Genomic DNA, 20408 nt, shown 5'->3' with positions numbered 1-20408 from the left:
AAACAAGCCTGGCTTGATATTGGATACCGAAGTCGATAATAGTTTTACCTACCCCGTCGACGAATAGGTACTCACGTTCAGAAAAGGTATAATTCATGCGGCTAATCGGCTTTCTGCGCGGCGCCGCGCAGAACACTAAATTCCGCTAAACCAGTTATAACCCTGATCTTCCCAGTAGCCACCGGGGTTGGTATCACTGACAAAAATGGCGGCGATATGTTTGGCGTTCTTGAATCCCAACTTGGTTGGCACTCGCAGCCGTAGCGGGTAGCCGTAATCGGCCGGCAGTGCTTTACCCGCGAAATCCAACGCCAGAATGGTTTGTGGATGCAGCGCTGTGGCCATGTCGATACTGGAGTAATAACGGTCCGCGCATTTGAAACCCACATAGCGGGCGTTCAGATCGGCGCCGACATGCTGCAGAAAGTTGCGCAGCGGCACGCCGCCCCATTGACCGATGGCGCTCCACCCCTCGATGCAAATCAAGCGGGTTATTTGGCTCTGCTGCGGCAAGCGTTGCAACTGTTCGAGTGTCCAGGAGGCGGTTTTCTCGACTTTGCCGGAGACTTCCAGACGATAACTGGCAAGATCTACCTCTGGGACGTTGTACTCGGGGTAAAACGCGTTAAACGGGAACGGATGGGTAATTTGCTCCGGGCTATAGGTTTGCGCCAGCTTTTGGCCGTTAAACAGCCAGGCCTGCACCCGATCGTTCCAGCGCGACATGGCCCACAACACGTTATCCACCTGGTCCCCGTCTTGGAGGTTGCAACCGGTCAGCATGGCGATGCCGCCCAGCGTCAGACCCGAACGTAGCATCAGACGGCGTTGCAGATTGACCAGCTGTTTCTTTTGGTCCGGTTCCAGCGTCGGTGCTAAAGGCCGTTGTTTTTTATCATTCATGTTTGCCACCCGTAATCATTGCCCACAACGTGCGCGGCACGATAATCACCATCAACAGGTGAATGATCACAAATAAGCCAATACCGGACATGGCAAAAAAGTGAACGTAACGTGCCGTGTCAAAGCCACCAAACAGACTCACTAATCCTTGTAATTGCACCGGCTTCCAGATTGCCAGGCCGGACAGCACCAGTAGCAGTCCCAGAACCAGCACCCCGAGATACATCAGTTTTTGAATGGCGTTATAACGACCATGCTGATGCGTTAGCCGTAGCGTCAGCGCCTGCCAGATATCCTGTCGCAGTGCGCCGGCGCTGAGCGGCAACAGGTCATGACGGAAATGGCCACTGAACAGGCTCCACAGCAAATAGCACAGCGCATTGCCGGCCAAAAGCCACATGACCGCCAGATGCCAGCCAATCGCGCCGCCCAGCCAACCGCCAAGTGTGACCAGCGGCGGGAAGCGGAAACCGAACAGGGGTGAGGCGTTGTAGATCTCCCAGCCGCTCATAAACATGCAAACCATGGCGAACAGGTTAACCCAATGGGTGATGCGGACTGGCCAGCGGTGCACCGGCCGCCGTACGGGGGTTTTCATTATGCACTCCTTAGACGGTGCCCCGTCATGACATTGCCAATGGCGGGGCACAACCTAATTACATCGGCGGAACGGTGCCGTCTTTCCCGGCGGAAATACGGGTGGCGACGCGTTCGCCTTTGTCGTCCGTGGCAGAAAACAGCACGATGTGTGCACCGGGTTTTAGCAGGCTGCGGTCGCCGGGATCCAGGGTGACGATCGGCACATCTTCCGGCACGTTAACGGTCTTCTGCTGGTTACCGTAGGTCACGGTCAGCGTGCGGCCATTGGATTTAACCAGCTTGCCAACGGTGCCGTTGGTCATGGTATCGACTTTGCCGTCGGCAGACTCCCAGGCGGAGTGCCCTTCACCGGTACCGCGCAGGCTGGCGGCGAAGACGTGGACTTCCAGCGCCTTCAGTGAGCCGTCCGGTTGTGGTACTGCCGCAGTGCCGATAAAGCTATCCGGTTTAATGTCATCCAGGGTGCCTTTCGAGACGCTGAGCACCCGGGTTTGATCGTTGAGTTTAACGCTGACCTTCTCCCCTTTACGGTCGGTGACCTGTAGGCTGCTGTCGGTAACCTGGTCGATAGTGCCACGCAGTGGGGCAATGACCTTGCCTGTTGCTTGAGCCGCGCCTGCGGCCCCGCTACACAGCATGAGGGTGGACAGCAGCAAACCGGCAAAACGATGACGGGTAATCATAAAGTTTTCCTCTGTTAAGGTTGCCGATTAAGCATGGTTGAACAATAGGGACAGCACCATGTCTGTTTGATGACATTAATGTCATCAAGAATGTCCGCCGAAACTGCTAGTATTTCCGCTGGTGTAATGAGGCGATGACAATGCGAATACTGGTGGTTGAAGACGACATCAGCACGGGCGATTACCTGAAGAAAGGGCTGACGGAGGCGGGATACAGCGTCGATTTGGCACGTAACGGTACCGATGGCCTGTTTCAGGCGTTGGAACAGGCTTACGACGCCATTGTGCTCGACGTGATGCTGCCGGGGTTGGACGGTTGGCAGATCATTGAGGTTCTACGCAAGAAAAGTGACGTGCCAATCCTGTTTCTGACCGCGCGCGATGGGGTGCAGGATCGCATCCATGGCCTGGAGTTGGGCGCTGACGACTATTTGATTAAACCCTTTTCTTTTACCGAGCTGGTGCTGCGCCTGCGGACGTTGCTGCGCCGCGGTACGGTGCGAGAAGCCGACCACTACGCAATTGCCGATTTACAGCTGGACGTTCTGCGGCGTAAGGCCGTGCGGCAAGATGTGGTGATTCCACTGACCAACAAAGAATTTATGCTGTTGCACCTGCTGGTACGGCGGGAAGGCGAGGTATTGTCACGTACCATGATCGCGTCCCAGGTGTGGGACATGAATTTTGACAGTGATACCAACGTCGTGGACGTGGCGATTAAGCGGCTGCGCGCAAAGATTGATCGGCCGTTTGACGTCAAATTGATCCACAGCGTGCGCGGTATTGGTTACGTTTGCGAGCCGCGCTCATGAAAATACGCATCCAACGCTGGCGTGCGCTGTCGCTGACGCTTCGTAGTGCCATGTTGTTTGCGCTGGTCGCGGCGTTGGTTGTCAGCGGAGCGGGTTGGTACCTTTACGGTGCGATGCGTCAGGAGATGATCACCCGCAGCGATTTACAGGTCACCGGACGGGTCGAGTATTACCGCAATTTGCTCAGCCAGCGTTTCCCTATCGAGCGGCTGACGGCGAATACCGGCTTGTTCGAAAATATGTTGGGCAATGAGCAGGACGTGCTGATTTTTCAACAGCCGGGAAAGAAGCCGTTAATCAATGTGAACCCCGCCAAACTGACTCTGCCGCCGATCACTCCAACGCCCCTTGATACACCCCAGCGTGTGAGTGCGGTGCAGAGTGGGCAGACGGCGCAAGGTGTGCCATTACGCGTCGCATCGGCGCTGATCAAACTGGAAGACGGTAATTTGCTGCAAATCTCGGCAGCCCACGTGATGATAAACGAACAGAAGATGCTGGCCCGTTATCTTTGGCGGATAGTGGCGGCCGTTGTTGTGGCATTTATCTTGATCGCGCTGCTGGGATATTGGGTGATGCGTCGCGGATTACAACCGCTCTGGCGTATGGCGGCTCAGGCGGCAGTGATAACGCCAAATACGCTGTCGACCCGTCTGAGTGAGCAAGGGGCACCAAAGGAATTGCAACAGTTGACCCGTTCGTTCAATGCCATGCTCGATCGCCTGAACGAAGGTTATCTGCGCCTGACACAGTTTTCTGCCGACTTGGCGCATGAAATTCGGACCCCGGTGGGGGCATTGATGGGGCATTGCCAGGTGGCGTTGTATCAGTCACGCAGTGTGGAAGAGTATGAAACGCTACTGTCGAATAACATGGACGAACTGGAACGCATTTCCCGTATGGTGGAGAACATTCTGTTCCTGGCGCGTGCCGGTGAGGGGCAGGCGGTGCTGAACTATAGCCGTCTCGATGTGGCGAAAGAGTTGCAGCGGGTGGCAGACTATTTCGAAGGCTTGGCGGAGGAACGCGGGATTACGTTGGTTTGTCAGGGACAAGGGGACTTGCTGGCAGACGCCATGCTGTTTCAGCGTGCCTTGAGCAATCTGGTGTCTAATGCTGTGCGTTATGCCGACGAAAACAGCCAAATAGGGTTGCGGGTTAGCGCTCAAACAACGGGGGAATGCGTGATTGAAGTGACTAACCAGGGGCCACCGATTGCACCGGCACACCGGGATAAGCTGTTTGATCGTTTCTACCGTGCTGATGCTGCGCGCAGTGCCGGTAACCATGCCAGTGGTTTGGGGCTGGCCATCGTCAGGGCAATCATGACGCTGCATGGCGGTAAGGCGATCGTTCGCTGCACCGAATATGATATGTCTGCCCACATTGTTTTTAGTCTGGTATTTCCTGCCTCAGCCTAATGTACACCTCATATTTATACGTTCAGGTGCGATTCATGTAGCGTGGTTGGACGGGGCTGGCATCGCATTTTATTCGTAACTGTTTACTTTCATTTTCCTCGTTGTTTGCCCAATTACCCTCGAATCAAAAAATTAATTCCGCCTTTAATCGCATAGATTTCGCGTTATAACGCTGATTTTTTGACTAAATCCAAAGTTGTCAAAATTCACCTTTCATTACCTTCCTATTAAAAGTGCTTGCATTAAATGAATGATTAGGATTTTCAGCTTAAAGGAAAAGATTTACAAAAAAAAAACTAACTTTAAGTTACTTTACATATAAATATATCAATGACTGTGATGTTTGTATAATCTTTGTTTAAGGCTTATGAGAAAAATCTTATATCGAATGCGATAAGGTGGAGAAGCATCTAATTTTGGCGTTAATTGATAATCATTATAGTTGATAGCCACGCTTAGAAAATCAACCTGATTAAATATTGATTAATGTTCTATTAACATTTAGCGCCAGGCGATAAATAATCCCCAAAGTGAAACCTGTGAAAAATGAAATATAGATTAAACGATCACATAATTTTTGATGCGGATACGGGTACCCTGAGCCTGACGGAGTTATCTGAGGATCCCATCTCTATTTCCAACCCTTCAAAGCGACTGCTGTTGCTATTGCTTACCCATCACGGTGAAGCTGTTAGCCGTGATGTGATATTCAAGAAGGTTTGGGATGATTACGGGATGATTTCAGGTAACAATAATCTTAACCAATGCGTGAGTAAGTTACGACGGGTAATTAAAAACCTGGGTATTGAGGATGAGGTCATCGCTACCGTCCCCAAAGTTGGTTTTATGTTGCGCTATGAAATTCTGGTTGAGTCCTGCGAAGGACCAGAAAACAGGCCACCAAACATAGCAATACCGGACACGCCAGACATACCCGATAAGCCGGAAATAACGCACGCAGCAACAGAAATTGAAAGGGGGGGGCCAGTGTATGCGGGGTTTTCTCTGCGTTGGTGGGCGATAGCCAGTGTCGTTGCGTTAGGGGTGATCATGCTGGTGGCCGGTATTACGACCTACCTTTCTGGCTCCATTGCACGGCAGGAAATTTATCTGGGGAAGGCCAGCAGCTGTAAGGTGTTTATGTCTATCCCCGGTGCTTCTGGCATCGTCGGTGCGGGCCTGAGCCGCGATATTCTGGCGTATGCGGGTATGCAGGCAGCAGAATGCAACGGTGACGAATTTTTGCTGGTAGTGCGTAGCAATCAGGTGCGCTCATACATTTCCGGTATTTCTCGGCTATTTGTTCTGCGCTGCCGTATTTTGCGTGAGCACAGGGTGGAAATTTGTTCAGGTCTTGAAAGCGACAACGCAGAAATTATCAATTGATCACTCATTGGTGTCAGGACGAACACCGCCCCGGGGGAAAGGAATATGCCACCAATGCTATTACCGTGATATTAAATACTTAACTTTTGTCACTTGGCGGATAATGCAGCATTTATCCGACGGAAGTTTTATATTTGGTTAACTAACAATGTCCAGCGTCTTCGCTTAAATCGCTATTTTATACCTAATTTATGGTAATGGATTATGAAGAATGCCACTTCCAAGGCGGCTATTCTCTTTTTTGAGCCCAATCCCTGGGCGAGAGAAGGATTACGGTCACTTATTGAACGCGAGCCTATACGCCATCAATTTGTCTACAGCATCAGGGGAATAGAGACTTCATTACAGGAAAATGAGAGGCAAATCCTCATTATGGAATTGTATAATGAAAATGAGAGTTTGTATGATGTATTACGTTACATACTGACGATAAATGATATTTGGCCGAAAACGCCCGTGATAATATTTACTGACGTGACCAATGCCAGCATATTGGCCATCCTGGCTAAGGAACAACATGTCACCCTGGTGGCAAAAAGCGAGCCGTTGGAATGCCTGCTTGAAGCTATCATCGCTACCGGCAGGGGGGAGATATACCGTAGTCCTGGTATTCAGGCCGTGCTGACATCGTCGATAGCGCCGCTTTCCCGCAGTGAATGGCAAATATTGGCGATGATGATTACCGATGCCAACCCCCGACGTATCGCCAACGTAACGCATCGTAGTTGCAAAACGGTCAGTAGCCATAAGCTGAATATTATGCGCAAACTTAGCCTTAATCAGGCCGGATTTATGCGTCTGATCCTGGCTTTCAGAATTCAACATCCTGCCTGAATATTTACCGCCGCTCTGCCTGGGGACAAGGTACACCGGCGGTATAACCCCCGCCTGTCTGACATCTTATTTACGGCTTGACGGTCGTTCCAATGAATTTGATTTACATCAAATTAAACATCCTACAAAACCCGCTTGCGCAGCCTTATTTTTGACTTGTCATAATTGGGCACTTTATGTGCTTTTGCGGCGGTTTAATTGGCCAGAAAAACGTCAGGCATTTTGTCCTTGTCGAATCCATTGCTTGGTTTATTAATGTTAATTATGGTGATGTAAAGGTTAATGTAAGAATTAAAATCTAAATATTTGCGCGTTGATAGTTAATGATTCTTTTTTGATCTGATGCGGTTACTCTTTTCTCCGTCAAGCAGACTGGCTAAAAGCACTTATGCAAGCGACAGGCTAAAGCACGTCACGCTAATGGACGCACAATCATATTTACAGTTGAAGGGAGTTTTACCATGAAGAAAATTACACTGGCTTTGGCAATCATTTCAGCCTTCGCTGCGGTCAGCACTGCACAAGCCGCCGATGTCACCGCTCAGGCGCTGGCTACCTGGTCTGCTACCGCGAAGAAAGACACCACCAGCAAACTGGTTGTTACCCCAATTGGCAGCCTGTCTTTTAACTACGCGGAAGGCATCAAGGGTTTTAACAGCCAGAAAGGTCTGTTTGACGTGACAGTGGAAGGGGATGCTACGGCAACGGCCTTCAAACTGACATCCAAACTGGTTTCCAACACCCTGACTCAGCTTGATACCTCGGGCTCAACTCTGGATGTCGGTGTGAACTACAACGGTGCAGCCGTAGAGAAAACCGCTGAAACCACCATGATCGACACCTCTGCCGGCATCCTGGGCGGCAACCTCAGCGCGTTGTCCAATGCGTACAACCAGGCGGTTCGCACCAGCGCCCAAGATCAGTTCACCTTCACCATCATTGGTGCCACTTCTGACGGCACCACCGCCGTGACCGACTTCAGCACCCTGCCGGAAGGTATCTGGAGCGGCGACGTGAGCGTTGAATTCAACGCCACCTGGACGGCTTAATTCCTGAGTTATCGGTTTAATGCAGGGGGGAAACCCCCTGTTTATTCATGCTTATTGAAGAACGTTACGGGAATACCCGCATGAAAGGCTTCTCTTCTGCAGCTCTCCTGCTGCTATCGCTGTCTCAACCTGTTTTGGCGCTCGACGTCGGTGAGATCAGCGCGTTCATGCACAGCGATAGCGCACGTCTGAGCAAAGAAATCAAAAACACCACCGACAGTGGTCGTCTGGTGAACATCAGTATTGAGCGTATTTCCAACCCGCTGGAGTCCGGGACGGTGATCCCGATGGGCAGCAAAGATGAAATGTTGCTGTCGCCAGCCAGCCTGATATTGCCGGCCAATGCCAGCGACGTGATCCGCTTCTATTACAAAGGCCCCAACGACAATCAGGAACGCTATTATCGCATTGTCTGGTTCGATCAGGCGTTGAGCGACGTGGGGCAAAACTCGGCCAAACGTAACGCGGTTGCGACGACATCAGCACGTATCGGCACCATTTTGGTGGTGGCCCCAAGACAGGACCAATTCAACTATCAGTTTGCCAACGGCCAGATTAAAAACACCGGCAACGCCACCTTTAAGGTGGTGGCCTACGGAAACTGCCGCAACAAGAAAGACGGCAATGACTGCAAGGAAAACTATTTTGTCATGCCTGGCAAGGCACGCGCTTTCAGCAAGGTGGACGTCGGCGACAAGAAAGGTCGCGTAGCGCTGTGGCATGGCGAACAGTTTATTCCGGTGAAATAGCACGCTGCGGAACCCAGGGTAAAGCCTATGCGGAATGGAACTCATAACAAGAATTCAAGGAGGGGGATGTGAAAGGTGCGCTGGATGATGTGCTGTTGAAAACGTTGTTTGCCGCCGGCGCGATCGTACTTCCTGCCGTCCTGCTGCCGGGTCAGTCGACGATGGCTGCCGGGCTGACTCAAATTGATGGCGTATTGATCCCACAGACGTTCAGTCTGGCGCTGCGCGAAGGTATGAGCATTCCCCTGTCGTTGCACTTTGAAAAAAACAGCGGCGTAAAAGACGACATCCGCATCGGCCATGCTTTCTTGTACCTGGATAACGGCCAACTGAAAATTCGTCAGATTACGCTGGAGGACGGTGACGAAAGTACGCCGTTGACCGCGGAAACCCTGGCACAGCTACAGGCGTTGCAGGAAGCCAATTTTGATCGGCAGCAGCGTATTGCGCTGACGCCGGACGCCTGGTTGGCATTGGATTTCCGTCAGCTTAATTTGCAACTGGTGGTGAAAGAGTCTGCGATGGGAACAATGCTGCGTGCGCGTTCCAGCGACATTGGGGCTTCAAGCGTCAATGCCGTCAGTAGCACGCTGGACTATAACCTGGGCATTTACGACAACCGCACGCGGGCCAGCGAGGGCAATACCTCCAGCTATCTGTCGCTCAATAGCGTTACGGCCTTGCGTGAGCACCACGTGGAAGTGAACGGTTCGGTTTATGGCATCGGTAGCGGCGACGAGAACGCGACGTTGTATAAAGCGATGTACGAACGCGATTTTGCCGGTCGCCGTTTTGCCGCCGGGATGCTCGACAGCTGGAATTTGCAGTCGCTGGGGCCGGTCACTACCGTCAATTCCAGCAAGATCTATGGCATGTCCTACGGCAACCGAGCCAACTCTACCGTCTTTGATAATACCCAGTCACTGACGCCGATCGTGGCGTTTTTTCCCTCGGCGGGGGAAGTTCATTTATCCCGTGACGGGCGGTTGCTGAGCGTACAGAACTTTGCCATGGGTAACCATGAAGTAGACACCGGCAATTTGCCTTACGGTATTTATGACGTTGAAGTTGAAGTGGTGGTCAATGGCAGGGTGATAGACAAGCGGATACAGCGGGTCAATAAATTATTCAGCCCCAACCGTGGCGCCAATGCGCCCCTGGCATGGCAGTTTTGGGGGGGGATGATCCGCATGGATGATTGGCGTGGAGATGGCCAGCGTCACCGGCCAGCCAAAGACTCTTATCTGATCGGTGCTTCCGCTACCGGTAACCTGCATACGCTGAATTGGGCGCTGTCCGGTTATTCGTTTGACAGCAATGCCGTGGGTGAAAGCCGCCTCAGCGTGCCGCTGAGCGAATCCATTCAGTTCAATGTGCAGAACATGGCGGCGTCCGACAGCTCCTGGAGCATGGTCAATAGCGTCAGCGCCGCGCTACCCGGTGGTTTTAGCAGCCTGTGGGTCAATCAGGAAAAAACGGTGATTGGTGACAAATTGCTGCAAAACGATGCGCACAATCGCGCCATCGGCGGCACGATGAACTTTGGCGCGCTGTGGTCGCCGCTGGGGAGCTTAAGCCTCAGTTATAACGACGATAAAAAGAACGATAGCCATTATTACAACGCAGATTATTACCAGAATATCTTCACCGGCCGTTTCGGCACGCTTGGCGTGCGTGCCGGGGTGCAGCGTTATAACAACGGCGGTAACCGTTCCAATACGGGCAAATACGTCGCTCTGGATTTCTCGCTGCCGATGGGCAACTGGCTCAGCGCTGGAGTTTCAAACCAGAACGGCTATACCACGGCCAATTTGGCAGCACGTAAAGATATTCAAAACGGACCGATCCGTACCGTCGGGGCCAACCTGTCGCGTGCAATTTCCGGCGACACGCACGGCGACAACAGCGTCAACGGCGGTGCCTATGCGCGCTTTGACACCAAGTATTCTACCGGTACGGTCAATGTCAGCAGCTCTGCCGACGGTTACGTTAACTCAAGCTTGAGCGCCAACGGCAGTGTGGGTTGGCAGGGGCGTGATATTGCGGCCAGCGGCAGGAATGAGGGCAATGCGGGCATCATCTTTAATACCGGTATTGAAAACGACGGCATGCTGACTGCCCGGGTAGATGGGCGGACGGTGAAGCTGACCGGCAACAAGAACTATGTCCCCTTGTCGCCGTATGGCCAGTACGACGTCGAACTGATGAACAACAAAAACTCGGCGGAAAGCTTTGATATCGTCACCAAGCGCAAGAGCAAGCTGACGTTATATCCGGGCAACGTAGCGGTGATCTCGCCGGAAATTAAACAGATGGTCACGGTGTTCGGTCGCATTAAGGCTGAAGACGGCACGCTGTTGGCCAATGCCTATATCAAAAACCATATCGGCCGCACCCGTACGGACGAGAAAGGTGAATTCATCATGGACGTCGACAAGAAATTCCCGGTCATCGACTTTACCCACAGCGGCAACCAGAGCTGTGAAGTGGATTTGGATCTGAGTAAGGCGCAGGGCGCCGTGTGGGTCGGTGATGTGGTCTGCACCGGGCTGAAAACCTATGCCGGCAACACACAGGCAGGAGACATGATTAATGAAGGCTAATATTGCGCTGCTGCTCATGCTTTGGGTTGTTTTGCCGTTGCGCGCTGCGGTTACCGTCACCAACTGGCCGAATGCCGCGACGGTGAAATATGTCTTCGTCGAAAACAATGCAGACGATAACTTCTTTGTCACGCCCGCAGGGGCATTGGATCCGCGCATGACCGGTGCCAATAAATGGACCGGGCTAAAATACGGCGGATCCGGCACCATCTATCAGCAAAGCCTGGGTTATGTGGATAACGGCTACAACACGGGGCTGTCGACGAATTACCGCTTTGACATGTGGCTGGAAGATGCCCCGATCAAGAATCCGTTTCTCGGGTTACGCTGCATTAACTGGTATGCCGGCTGCAATATGGATACCAGCCTGATTTTGCCGCAAACTACCGATGAAAAGGGGTTTTATGGTGCGGTGGTGACGGCGGGGGGAGCAAAATGGATGCACGGCATGATGTCGCCGAGCTTCTATCAATACTTGAAGCAACTGGCCGCAGGTGATGCGTTTAGTATGCAGATCAATAGCTGCCAGTCTCCCGATGTTTACGATGCCAGTAACGGGGAGCGTTGCCAGAATCAAGCCAGGGGCAACTGGTACAAGCGCACTGTGACCCACAGCAAGGCCGCCCATCTGCGGTTTATCAACACCAACGCGGTGTCGGAAGTGTTCGTCAACAGCGACGGCGTGCCGATCATTGGCGAGGGGAATGCCGACTGCAAAAACCAGACGATAGGTGCGCGTTCCGGCATCATGTGCAAAATGGTCAGTTACGATCTGCAAACCGACGGCAGCGTCAGTAATACCTCCATTCATGTGTTTCCGGCGATCAACAATGCCGCGCTGACGTCGGCAGTTAACGCGGCTGACTTGCAGTTCAGCCTGAACGGCAACAACTGGAAAAACACCTCAGGCACTGGCAGCTACTACACCTTTAACGAGCTCAAGAGCAGCAACGCGATTTACGTCTTTTTCGGCAGTAATTTCTTTAAACAGATGGTGAAACTGGGTATTTCCGACAGCGGCACCCGCGAATTGATTAATTTCCGTTTCCAAAATACCACCTCGCCGGAATCCGGTTGGTATGAGTTTTCCACGTCTAATCAGCTCATCATCAAACCCCGTGATTTCAGCATTAGCATCATCGCTGACGACTTCGACAATCGGCCCTATCGAGAAGGTTACGTTGGCCCGGCAGAGCCGCCGCTGGAGTTCGGGTATATCGTTACGACCAGCGGGAAGACGGCGGCCGATCGGGTCAGCGTGATGGCTACCGGCCCGACGCAGGTCATTAATGGGATAAGTTACTGCGTGTTTTCCTCGGCGGATAGCCAAACCCAGGTGCCGTTCCCTGCGACGCTCAGCATAACCACCAGCACCAACAGCCAGCAACACTATGACGCTGGTTGCGATGGACAGTGGCATGACATGACCAATGCGCTATGGAGCAGCACACCCTGGAATGACATTTCCGGCGAGGTCGGGGTGTTAAACAAAACCCGGGTGAAATTCAGTATCCCGATGAATAACCCGATTTCGCTTAAGACGATTGCCGGTAATGGTTGGTACGGTGACGTCAGCGCAGCCGGGGAGATCCATGTTGAAGCCACTTGGCGCAACATTAACTAGGGGCGGCACCGTGAGACTCTGGCTGTTTTGGCTGCTGTACCTGCCACTTAGCGTAGCGGCGATGAATGTCGGTACTTTGACGTTCACCATGGATCAAGACCAATCGTTCACCGCCAAACGGGTGTTGAACAATAATCGCAGTGCACGTATTTATCAGGTGACTCTGCGTGCTATCGACCGACCGGGCGAAAATGAAGCCCGCAGCCGCCCGGCAGACGGAGAGCTGCTGTTTGCGCCCCGCCAGCTCCAACTGCAGGCGGGGCAGGGTGAGTATTACAAGTTCTTCTATCGTGGCCCACAGGATAACCGCGAGCGTTATTACCGGGTGTCATTCCGCGAAATTCCGACGCGTTTTATCGACCCGGCGGCGCGCCAGACCAATGGGGCCAATTTGGAGCCGATAGTGGTGATGGACACCATTCTGGTGGTGCGTCCACGCCAAACTAACTTCGCCTATCGGCTTGATTTGCAGCGCGGGACGCTGACGAATACCGGTAACACCTACTTTAAATTTCTGCTTAAACCCGGCTGTGACAGCACAGATGAAGAAGGCGTCACCGAATATCTGCGCCCCGGTGATACGCTGACCCATGCCGGTATTCGGCTGAAAGGGCAGAAATTTATTATCTACAACGACAAATTTATCAGCGTCGATAAAAGCTGCCTTAACTGACAATAAAGGGCTAGCGCAGCGGGATAGAAAAACGGAAACAGGCTCCGGTTTGTGGTCGCTCGACCAGTTGGATATCGCTATCGTGCAGTAGCAAAATACGTCGAACGATCATCAATCCCAGGCCACTGGCATGCCGGCGGGCGCTGCTCAGAATGGAAGGGCGCATAAACAAGTCGGCGCGTAACTCTTGTGGGATACCCGGGCCGCTGTCATTGACCTGCACCAGGACTTTGCCTGCCTGTTGCCACAAACGCACCTCGATCTCGCCGCCTTGGGGGGTATGACGAATGGCGTTATCCAAAAGATTGGTCAGCACCCGTTCAATCATGCTGACATCGGCAAACACCAACGGAATACCGGGGGTGATATCCGCCAGTAATCTTTGTTGGCGAGCCTCGGCCGCCAACTCGAACTTCTGGAATACGTCCTGTACTAGCTCACTCAGAGAGAAGGGTTCTTTCTGCGGTTTTACCACGCCATATTCCAGCCGTGCCAGCTCAAACAGTTCCTGTGCAAGCCGGCCCACTTTGCGGCTTTGTGCCAAGGCGATCTCCAGATAACGCTGGCGATCGTTTTCACTCAGGCTGGCGGATTTTACCGACAGTGTCTCCAGATAGCCGTGCAATGAGGTTAGCGGGGTACGCAGGTCGTGTGAAATATTAGCGATAAACTCGCGGCGCTGTTGATCCTGTTGCGAAAGCGACTGCCACTGCTCGGCGATACGCCGCGACATGCGATTAAATGCCTGTTGTAATCGGCTGACCTCATCACGCCCGTCGCTGTCAACGGGCAGTGCAGCATAGGCTTGTACCGCGGCAATCCCGCCGCTATCGAGTTCACTGACCTGGCGGGTAAGACGGCGGATAGGCCGAGTCACCCAATAGAAAGCGCAACCGCCAGCCACCAGGCTAAATAGCACCATCAGGCCTGATGACCACAGCGCCATGGTCACCGCCGAGTTAAACGACGCATTGCTGGCCAGGGCGTCGTAATCTTCGCCGAGCAGCACCACATATAAATAGCCTTCAATCTGACCATTGACCTTCAATGGCGCGGCGCTGAAGACTTTTTTGGCATCAGGGTTACGTGGGTCATCGCCGTAAACCGGCATGTTGGCGCCATTGAGTAGCGCCTGTATCGGCAGTAAATCCACTTTCTGCCGTTTCAGATGGCCCGCCGGCGCTGCGTTACCAATGATGTCGCCCTGTTTGTCGAGCAGGTAGACCTCAACGCTGGGGTTTACTGCCATCAGTTGATTGAACAAGCTATGCACCGAATCTGCATTTAGCCCATTTTGCCCAAGCAGTGGGTTACTGTCGGCAATGTGCTGCGCCAGATTACCGGACAATCGTTGGATCACGGCCTGGCTGTACTGGGTGCTGCTACGTACCTGCATCCAGCCGGAAATAGCACAGCTGACCACCATCAGCAGCGCGAAAATCAAGGTCAGACGTTGCGTTAGCGTAAGATTTTTCATGGTTCACTCTTGCGGCGCTGCCGCGAATTTATAGCCCATACCCCACACGGTGAGGATGCGCTCGGGTTCCGCCGGGTTAGATTCGATCTTGATACGCAGCCGGTTGATATGCGTATTTACGGTGTGCTCATAGCCTTCATGCTGATAGCCCCACACCTGATTGAGCAGGCTGAGGCGGGAAAAGACCTTTCCAGGGTGTTTGGCAAAAAAATACAACAGGTCAAATTCACGTGGGGTCAGATCGATCGCCTGTTGATTCAAATGCACCTCACGCGCAATCGGATCGATGATTAACCCGTCAAAACTCAGGGTTCCGGCGTCCATCTTCAAGTTGCGACTCATCGCTTCCTGGCGGCGAAACAGCGCTTTGACTCTGGCCACCAGCTCCAACATTGAAAAGGGTTTGGCGAGGTAGTCGTCAGCACCCAGTTCCAATCCGAGTACGCGATGTACTTCGCTTGATCGCGCGCTGGTGATGATGATCGGGGTGTAACGCGTCATGTTGCGTGCACGGCGGCAGATCTCCAGCCCATCAATTCCTGGCAGCATCAGATCGAGGATTAGCGCATCCCAGCCGCCCTGTTCCAGCATCGCCATACCGACGTTACCATCGGCGGCATGGCTGATGTCATAACCCTCGTCACGCAGATGTAATTGCAGCAGCTCCGCGATATTACCGTCATCCTCGACGATTAAAATTTTCTTTGGCTTTTCCATTCTTCTCACCGCTGATTGCCAGACCTTATTGAAGTCTACACAACCCCCGTAGTCGGAGTTATCACATTTTATTTAACTTTGCGTGAGGTCTTGGGGAACAAATCAGTTGGATACTCAGCCCATCGAAATCACGCCGTCTGGAGAGACACCATGGCCATGTCCATTACGCCGGATAAAACCGAGTTGATCCATCCGCTGTGGCTGCGTTTGACACACTGGCTGAATGCGTTGGCGATGCTGATCATGGTGACCAGCGGCTGGCGCATCTACAACGCTTCACCCTTATTTAACTTCAGCTTTATGAACGAGCTGACGCTGGGCGGTTGGTTGGGGGGCGCGTTGCAGTGGCACTTTGCCGGCATGTGGCTGTTTGGGATTAATGGCTTGTGTTATCTGCTGATAAATCTGTTCAGTGGCCGCCTGAAACGCAAATTTTGGCCGCTGAGCCCCAAAGCCTTGCTGAGCGATCTGTTTGCCGCGTTGAGGGGCAAGCTCGGGCACAGCGATTTACGGCACTACAACATGGTGCAACGCGCGGCTTATCTGTTCGTGATGGTTGCCGGTGTGGTGATGGTGCTCTCTGGCCTGGTGTTGTGGAAGTCGGTGCAATTTCCGCTGCTGCGTGAGTTGCTCGGTGGCTATGACGCGGCACGCTATATCCACTTTTATGCCATGTCGGCGCTGGTGGGTTTTGTTCTGGTGCATTTGGTGATGGTGGCGTTAGTGCCACGCACGCTGTTGGCCATGTTGCGTGGACGTTAAGGAGAACCCGATGAAATCGGATAAAAACCCCATTAGCCTGAGTGAAGGGCGGGAGATTGTCAGAGAAGCGCAGCAGTTACTGGCGCGCCAACTGGCGTCTTCCTCACGCCGCCGCTTCCTGCGCAACGGATTGACACTGGGCGGTATTGCGATGCTCACCGGCTGTGACATCAGTGATAACACGCATGTGGAACAGGCGTTGAATCGTATCTCGCGGTTTAACGATCGGGTACAAGGCTGGCTGTTCAACGCCGAACATTTGGCCCCGGTATATGCTGAGTCGATGATCACCCGTCCGTTTCCGTTCAACGCGTTTTACGCCGAGGAGGAGGCACCGGACATCAAGGGTGACGACTACCGGCTTGAGGTCAGCGGCCTGGTGCTGAATAAACAGCCCTGGACACTGCCGCAATTGCACAGCATGACGCAAATCAGCCAGGTAACGCGCCATATCTGCGTTGAAGGCTGGAGCGCCATCGGCAAGTGGGGTGGGGTGCCGTTCTCGCAATTTCTCCAGGCGATCGGTGCAGACTTGAGCGCCAAATATGTCAGCTTCAAATGTGCCGACGACTATTACACCAGCATTGATATGGCCACGGCGCTGCATCCACAAACCATTATGGCGCTGACCTACGACGGCCAGATCCTGCCGCGTAAATATGGCTACCCGATGAAGCTGCGTATGCCGACCAAACTCGGCTACAAGAATCCGAAACATATTCAGGTGATTGAAGTCACCAATCGTTTCCCCGGTGGTTACTGGGAAGATCAAGGTTACAACTGGTTTGGCGGCAGCTAACGGCTGCCCTGAACACTCCCCCTGCACGACACGTGCTTTTTAAATGAGAGAAGGAAATACCATGAAAAAGTTATTCGCAATGATGATGTGTAGCGCATTGATGTTGGGTGTTGCAGGTGCAAATGCTGCAGACAGCATGAGCAAAGACGCAATGAAAAAGGACAGTATGAGTGCAATGTCCCATGACGGGATGGCCAAAGACAGTATGAAGAAAGACTGTATGGGCAAGGACTGCATGAAAAAAGATTCCATGAGTAAGGATGCGATGAAACATGACGGCATGAAGAAAGACAGTATGAAAAAAGACAGCATGGCCAAAGACGGCATGAAAAAAGATGAAATGAAAAAAGACGCGATGGGGCAGTAAACCGCCGTGCCCCGCAGCCGGACAGCCGGTTGTTTTAGCTCGGCTGCGGGCAGAATAAGGGAGGAACGATGATGCAGGCAATATGGCTGCAGCGCTTTAGGCGCTCAAACTGGGATGTGGCCTTTATGCGGTTGGCGTTGGTGGTGATCTTCGCCGCCTTCGGCTATGCCAAGTGGTTTGACTATGAAGCGCAGGGGCTGGTGCCACTGATTGGCAACAGCCCACTGTTGGCCTGGATGCACGATGTGTTTGGCATTCGCGGTGCCAGTTATGTATTGGGGGTCGCCGAGTGGAGCTTTGGCCTCTTGCTGTTGGCGGGTTTCTGGTCACGACGTTTGGGATTGTTGGGGGCCGCGGGATCGACGCTGACCTACCTGACCACCCTAACGCTGATCTTCTCTACGCCGGGCGCTTGGGAAGCCTCGGCCGGTGGGTTTCCGGCGATGGGCGGTGCCACCGGCTTTCTGCTAAAGGATCTGGTGCTGTTGGCGGGTTCGATACTGTTGCTAAAATCCGATTTGCCTGACGAGATATCGTAAAAAAGGGCGCAGCTTAAAAAACTGCGCCCTTTGGCCGTTTTGAACGGATCACATATCCGGGAAGGTCAGGGTATTGCCCGGAGCCTCGCGGTGGATGTGCACGAAGTTCAGGTGTTTCTCGTACTGATCGAGGATATCGCCGATCACCTGCTCTTTGCTGTAATCCATCAGGTCGTTACCTTGGGTACCTTCCATCAGGAAGGTTTCCAACCGGTAATAATGCGACTTGCCGGAGCGGGCGCGATAGGTAAAGCCCGGCACGGAGTAACGCTGTGGCCAGATCTGATAGATAAAGTTTTGTTCATCTCCCAGATGCACCAGCAGTTCCAGATGGCTCAAGCGCTCATCTTCGGCTGGTGGCACCTCACTGAATTCCACTTTGGCACCGCGCAGTTCCAGTTCACGCGCCACTTCTTGCATCGCCGGTCGGCAGCGGGTATCCAGCATTTTCTGCGTGTATTGAGTGCCAGGGTAATTCATCACCCGCGACAGTCGCTGCTTCCAGTTCAGCACGTCGTTGCTGGATACCGGCATCGGTGCGGAGGTGTTCAGCGCGCTGGCTTTGCGGTAATCCTCTACCCGCAGCGATTTATACAGCCCGGCCATCACGAAGAAGATCACAAAGCTGAACGGCAGGCCCATGATCACCGTGGTTTTTTGCAGTGCAGGTACGCCGTCGGTCATCAGCATGCCGATGGTCAGCAGGCCAATCGTTATAGACCAGAAAATACGCAGCCAGTTGGGCGCATCGCTGTTGATGTCGCTCAGACGCGAGGTGAAATTGCCCAGAACCAGCGAACCGGAGTCTGCCGAGGTGACATAGAACAGCAAACCGGTAATGGTTGCGACGGAAGCGCTGAAGGTAAAGCCCGGATACTGTGCCAGCAGGCTGTAGAAGCCGCGTTCAGGGTACTGCATCACTTCCTGCGCGAACGCCGCGTTGCCATGAATAATCTGGTAAAGCGCGCTGTTTCCGAAGATCGACAGCCAGAGCAGGGTAAACACGAAAGGAATAATCAACGTACCGAGCACAAACTGGCGGATGGTGCGTCCGCGAGAGATTCGTGCCAGGAACAAGCCGACAAACGGCGCCCAGGCAACCCACCAGGCCCAGAAGAACAGCGTCCAGTTGTTCATCCATTCTACAGGGCGATCGAAGGCGAAGCTGTTGAGCGTCATCCCCATAAAGCGGTTGATGTAGTCGCCGACATTGAGCACCAGGGCATTGAGCAGGAACTCGGTATCACCGAAGAACAACACAAACAGGATCAGCCCCAACGCCAACAGCACATTGAGTTCGGACAAAATACGGATGCCTTTATTGACGCCAGAGGTTACCGAGATGGTGGCCATGATCACCGACAGCAGGATCAATGCACCCTGTACCGTCAGGTTTTCCGGCACGTGGAACAGGACCTTCAACCCGTAGTTCAGCTGTACTACGCCAATGCCAAGCGTTGTGGCGATACCGAAGATGGTACCCAGCACGGCCGCAATGTCTACACTGTGGCCGATCGGTCCGTTGATGCGTTTGCCGAAAATCGGGTAGAGCGCCGAACGGATGGTCAACGGCAGGTTATAGCGGTAACTGAAGTAACCGAGTGCGATGCCCATCAGCGCGTACATCGACCAACCGGTCAGTCCGTAGTGGAACAGCGTCCACACCATGGCCTGGCGGGCGGCTTCCATTGTCTGGCCCTGGCCCTCCGGTGGCATCATATATTGCGTCACAGGTTCGGCAACGGAGAAGAACATCAGGTCGATGCCGATGCCTGCGGCGAACAGCATCGCCGCCCAGCTCATCAGGCTGAATTCGGGTTTCGACTGTTCTGGCCCAAGCTTGATCGAACCGAAGCGCGATGCCGCAATAAACACCACAAATACGATGTACAAGGTGGCGGCCAGCAAGTAGTACCAGCCGAAGGTGGTTGACACCCAATTCAGGGTGCGGGTGATCCATCGCCCGGAGAAATCGGTAAAAAAGATGGTCATCAGTGAGAAGGCCAGTATCAGCCCTGCCGAGGTAAAGAAAACCACAGGGTTAAGCCCATCCTGTTGTGGTTTTGAGGAGGTTTCGCGTGTTGTCATCGTCTTCCTCTGTTTTTTTAACAACTGAGTAAAATCGTGCCCACACACCAGCCTGAACAACACGCAGGTGCCGTCCGGGAAACAGTGCGGATAAAAGCTGCGGCAATCGCTATTTTGCTTGCCAAAGATTGCCGCTTTGCTTGCTAACGGAACAGAAAATCGCTCCGTGCTGGGAACCGCTTACAGACACTGATTTTGGTCAGATTCGTTAAATACCTCACAAAAATCAGCCAGTTCCACAACCGAAAAGTACATTTTTGTAACCAAGCGGTAATAAAATATATTCAATTTTTATTGAACGTTCAATCAAAAAAAAGTTTAA

At 53.0% G+C, this 20408-nt stretch carries 19 protein-coding genes; 13 read left to right on the top strand and 6 right to left on the bottom strand.

Features of this window, described 5'->3' with window-relative positions; genetic code table 11:
* Positions 1–135: 135 nt before the first annotated feature.
* The 3 genes from ACI2J2_RS10495 to ACI2J2_RS10485 are packed head-to-tail and all read right to left on the bottom strand — an operon-like array spanning position 136 to position 2186.
* The gene (locus tag ACI2J2_RS10495) at positions 136–903 is read right to left on the bottom strand and encodes a molybdopterin-dependent oxidoreductase (RefSeq protein WP_209632371.1); all 768 of its coding nucleotides are present in this window, start codon (positions 901–903) and stop codon (positions 136–138) included.
* Complete coding sequence (locus tag ACI2J2_RS10490) at positions 896–1501, bottom strand: cytochrome b/b6 domain-containing protein (RefSeq protein ID WP_209632372.1); 606 nt, start codon at positions 1499–1501, stop codon at positions 896–898. The genes ACI2J2_RS10495 and ACI2J2_RS10490 overlap by 8 nt, the downstream gene beginning before the upstream one ends.
* Positions 1502–1559: 58 nt before the next feature.
* A complete protein-coding gene (locus ACI2J2_RS10485) occupies positions 1560–2186 on the bottom strand; it encodes a hypothetical protein (protein WP_209632373.1) in 627 nt (208 codons plus the stop codon).
* A gap of 140 nt (positions 2187–2326) precedes the next feature.
* On the opposite strand from ACI2J2_RS10485, the gene ACI2J2_RS10480 reads away from it, so the two are divergent.
* From ACI2J2_RS10480 to ACI2J2_RS10440, 9 genes are all read left to right on the top strand, one after another.
* Positions 2327–2998: a heavy metal response regulator transcription factor gene (locus ACI2J2_RS10480; RefSeq protein ID WP_209632374.1), complete on the top strand. Its 672-nt coding sequence runs from the start codon at positions 2327–2329 to the stop codon at positions 2996–2998.
* Complete coding sequence (locus ACI2J2_RS10475) at positions 2995–4419, top strand: heavy metal sensor histidine kinase (protein WP_404760037.1); 1425 nt, start codon at positions 2995–2997, stop codon at positions 4417–4419. Before ACI2J2_RS10480 ends, ACI2J2_RS10475 begins: the two co-directional genes overlap by 4 nt.
* 546 nt (positions 4420–4965) lie before the next feature.
* Positions 4966–5805 carry a winged helix-turn-helix domain-containing protein gene (locus ACI2J2_RS10470; protein WP_209632376.1) on the top strand — a complete coding sequence of 280 codons (840 nt, stop codon included), beginning with the start codon at positions 4966–4968 and terminating at the stop codon, positions 5803–5805.
* 204 nt (positions 5806–6009) lie between these two features.
* On the top strand, positions 6010–6639 hold the full coding sequence (locus ACI2J2_RS10465) for a LuxR C-terminal-related transcriptional regulator (protein WP_209632377.1): 630 nt from the start codon (positions 6010–6012) through the stop codon (positions 6637–6639).
* Between the two features lie 461 nt (positions 6640–7100).
* A complete protein-coding gene (locus ACI2J2_RS10460; RefSeq protein WP_209632378.1) occupies positions 7101–7688 on the top strand; it encodes a common pilus major fimbrillin subunit EcpA in 588 nt (195 codons plus the stop codon).
* A gap of 80 nt (positions 7689–7768) precedes the next feature.
* Positions 7769–8437, top strand: coding sequence for a hypothetical protein (locus ACI2J2_RS10455; RefSeq protein WP_209634136.1), 669 nt, complete (start codon positions 7769–7771; stop codon positions 8435–8437).
* 80 nt (positions 8438–8517) lie between these two features.
* Positions 8518–11040, top strand: coding sequence for a CS1-pili formation C-terminal domain-containing protein (locus tag ACI2J2_RS10450; protein ID WP_404760289.1), 2523 nt, complete (start codon positions 8518–8520; stop codon positions 11038–11040).
* Positions 11030–12664: a hypothetical protein gene (locus ACI2J2_RS10445; protein WP_209632379.1), complete on the top strand. Its 1635-nt coding sequence runs from the start codon at positions 11030–11032 to the stop codon at positions 12662–12664. Before ACI2J2_RS10450 ends, ACI2J2_RS10445 begins: the two co-directional genes overlap by 11 nt.
* Positions 12633–13337, top strand: coding sequence for a fimbria/pilus periplasmic chaperone (locus tag ACI2J2_RS10440; protein ID WP_404760036.1), 705 nt, complete (start codon positions 12633–12635; stop codon positions 13335–13337). The genes ACI2J2_RS10445 and ACI2J2_RS10440 overlap by 32 nt, the downstream gene beginning before the upstream one ends.
* 10 nt (positions 13338–13347) lie before the next feature.
* On the opposite strand, the gene ACI2J2_RS10435 is transcribed toward ACI2J2_RS10440, so the two are convergent.
* Positions 13348–14814: an ATP-binding protein gene (locus ACI2J2_RS10435; RefSeq protein ID WP_404760035.1), complete on the bottom strand. Its 1467-nt coding sequence runs from the start codon at positions 14812–14814 to the stop codon at positions 13348–13350.
* Positions 14815–14817: 3 nt separating this feature from the next.
* A complete protein-coding gene (locus ACI2J2_RS10430) occupies positions 14818–15531 on the bottom strand; it encodes a response regulator transcription factor (RefSeq protein WP_265556353.1) in 714 nt (237 codons plus the stop codon).
* A gap of 150 nt (positions 15532–15681) precedes the next feature.
* Here ACI2J2_RS10430 and ACI2J2_RS10425 point away from each other — a divergent pair, with 150 nt between their 5' ends.
* The 4 genes from ACI2J2_RS10425 (at position 15682) to ACI2J2_RS10410 (ending at position 17998) form a co-directional block, all read left to right on the top strand.
* Positions 15682–16293 (top strand): cytochrome b/b6 domain-containing protein, encoded by a 612-nt coding sequence (locus tag ACI2J2_RS10425; RefSeq protein ID WP_265556354.1) that lies wholly within the window; start codon positions 15682–15684, stop codon positions 16291–16293.
* Between the two features lie 10 nt (positions 16294–16303).
* Entirely contained in the window at positions 16304–17092 is a 789-nt protein-coding gene (locus ACI2J2_RS10420) for a molybdopterin-dependent oxidoreductase (protein WP_404760034.1), read from the top strand.
* Between the two features lie 61 nt (positions 17093–17153).
* Positions 17154–17459: a pentapeptide MXKDX repeat protein gene (locus ACI2J2_RS10415; RefSeq protein ID WP_209632385.1), complete on the top strand. Its 306-nt coding sequence runs from the start codon at positions 17154–17156 to the stop codon at positions 17457–17459.
* A gap of 68 nt (positions 17460–17527) precedes the next feature.
* Positions 17528–17998: a YkgB family protein gene (locus ACI2J2_RS10410; RefSeq protein ID WP_209632386.1), complete on the top strand. Its 471-nt coding sequence runs from the start codon at positions 17528–17530 to the stop codon at positions 17996–17998.
* Positions 17999–18046: 48 nt separating this feature from the next.
* On the opposite strand, the gene ACI2J2_RS10405 is transcribed toward ACI2J2_RS10410, so the two are convergent.
* Entirely contained in the window at positions 18047–20086 is a 2040-nt protein-coding gene (locus tag ACI2J2_RS10405; RefSeq protein WP_404760033.1) for a choline transporter, read from the bottom strand.
* Between the last annotated feature and the right edge of the window lie 322 nt (positions 20087–20408).

This window comes from Serratia sp. NPDC087055 (assembly GCF_044900985.1).
In the GTDB taxonomy this organism is placed as follows: domain Bacteria; phylum Pseudomonadota; class Gammaproteobacteria; order Enterobacterales; family Enterobacteriaceae; genus Serratia.
The sequence above is the reverse complement of the archived record's forward strand: the minus strand, read 5'-3'. Positions and strand labels throughout refer to the sequence as shown.

Bases quoted from the DNA above. Each gene is read 5' to 3' on its own strand.
- ACI2J2_RS10495 (WP_209632371.1), bottom strand. From the start codon at position 903: ATGAATGATAAAAAACAACGGCCTTTAGCACCGACGCTGGAACCGGAC.
- ACI2J2_RS10490 (WP_209632372.1), bottom strand. From the start codon at position 1,501: ATGAAAACCCCCGTACGGCGGCCGGTGCACCGCTGGCCAGTCCGCATC.
- ACI2J2_RS10485 (WP_209632373.1), bottom strand. From the start codon at position 2,186: ATGATTACCCGTCATCGTTTTGCCGGTTTGCTGCTGTCCACCCTCATG.
- ACI2J2_RS10480 (WP_209632374.1), top strand. From the start codon at position 2,327: ATGCGAATACTGGTGGTTGAAGACGACATCAGCACGGGCGATTACCTG.
- ACI2J2_RS10475 (WP_404760037.1), top strand. From the start codon at position 2,995: ATGAAAATACGCATCCAACGCTGGCGTGCGCTGTCGCTGACGCTTCGT.
- ACI2J2_RS10470 (WP_209632376.1), top strand. From the start codon at position 4,966: ATGAAATATAGATTAAACGATCACATAATTTTTGATGCGGATACGGGT.
- ACI2J2_RS10465 (WP_209632377.1), top strand. From the start codon at position 6,010: ATGAAGAATGCCACTTCCAAGGCGGCTATTCTCTTTTTTGAGCCCAAT.
- ACI2J2_RS10460 (WP_209632378.1), top strand. From the start codon at position 7,101: ATGAAGAAAATTACACTGGCTTTGGCAATCATTTCAGCCTTCGCTGCG.
- ACI2J2_RS10455 (WP_209634136.1), top strand. From the start codon at position 7,769: ATGAAAGGCTTCTCTTCTGCAGCTCTCCTGCTGCTATCGCTGTCTCAA.
- ACI2J2_RS10445 (WP_209632379.1), top strand. From the start codon at position 11,030: ATGAAGGCTAATATTGCGCTGCTGCTCATGCTTTGGGTTGTTTTGCCG.
- ACI2J2_RS10440 (WP_404760036.1), top strand. From the start codon at position 12,633: ATGTTGAAGCCACTTGGCGCAACATTAACTAGGGGCGGCACCGTGAGA.
- ACI2J2_RS10435 (WP_404760035.1), bottom strand. From the start codon at position 14,814: ATGAAAAATCTTACGCTAACGCAACGTCTGACCTTGATTTTCGCGCTG.
- ACI2J2_RS10430 (WP_265556353.1), bottom strand. From the start codon at position 15,531: ATGGAAAAGCCAAAGAAAATTTTAATCGTCGAGGATGACGGTAATATC.
- ACI2J2_RS10425 (WP_265556354.1), top strand. From the start codon at position 15,682: ATGGCCATGTCCATTACGCCGGATAAAACCGAGTTGATCCATCCGCTG.
- ACI2J2_RS10420 (WP_404760034.1), top strand. From the start codon at position 16,304: ATGAAATCGGATAAAAACCCCATTAGCCTGAGTGAAGGGCGGGAGATT.
- ACI2J2_RS10415 (WP_209632385.1), top strand. From the start codon at position 17,154: ATGAAAAAGTTATTCGCAATGATGATGTGTAGCGCATTGATGTTGGGT.
- ACI2J2_RS10410 (WP_209632386.1), top strand. From the start codon at position 17,528: ATGATGCAGGCAATATGGCTGCAGCGCTTTAGGCGCTCAAACTGGGAT.
- ACI2J2_RS10405 (WP_404760033.1), bottom strand. From the start codon at position 20,086: ATGACAACACGCGAAACCTCCTCAAAACCACAACAGGATGGGCTTAAC.